1 pseudogene is annotated in these 613 nt (G+C 70.3%); it reads right to left on the reverse strand.

Annotated elements, in window-relative coordinates:
- Positions 1-134: 134 nt before the first annotated feature.
- Positions 135-613, reverse strand: a pseudogene (locus GSF22_RS34080) (dolichol-phosphate mannosyltransferase); the annotation flags it as partial.

A 613-nucleotide genomic window follows, 5' to 3' on the forward strand; every position in this document is an offset into this window, starting at 1 on the left:
GGCCCAACACCACGAAAACGGTCACCTCGACCAGCGCGGCCAGCAGCAGAGCCGGCGCGACGAACCTCAACCCTCGGCGCATGTCACCCCATCCGTGCCTCGACACCGCTCATCCAGCATGACACGCAGCCCGCTCACGGCCACCGCACCTGACCCGTCGCCGTACCGTGCAACCCCCGCCGCACCGCCGTACGCCGATCCTGCAACCCCCACACCAGCACCCGCCACAACGCCTCACCGACGATCAACGGACTCATCTTCGACGCGCCCCGCTCCCGCTGCGCGAACGTGATCGGCACCTCCACGATCCGCAGCCCCGCCCGGTGCGCCAACCGACACAACTCCACCTGGAACGAATACCCCTGCGAACACACCGAGGCCAGATCCAGCCGCCGCAGACCCGACACCCGGTACACCCGGTACCCGCCGGTGGCATCCGACACCGGCATCCCCAACACCAGCCGCGCGAACCCGTTGCCGCACCGCGACAACACCAACCGCCGCCACGGCCAGTTCACCACCCGCGCGCCCGGCGCCCACCGCGACCCGATCACCACATCCGCGTCCCGCGCCGCGTCCAGCAGCACCGGCAACTCCCGCGGATCATGCGAAC

It is taken from the genome of Micromonospora echinofusca (assembly GCF_017614955.1).
In the GTDB taxonomy this organism is placed as follows: Bacteria; Actinomycetota; Actinomycetes; order Mycobacteriales; family Micromonosporaceae; genus Micromonospora; species Micromonospora echinofusca_A.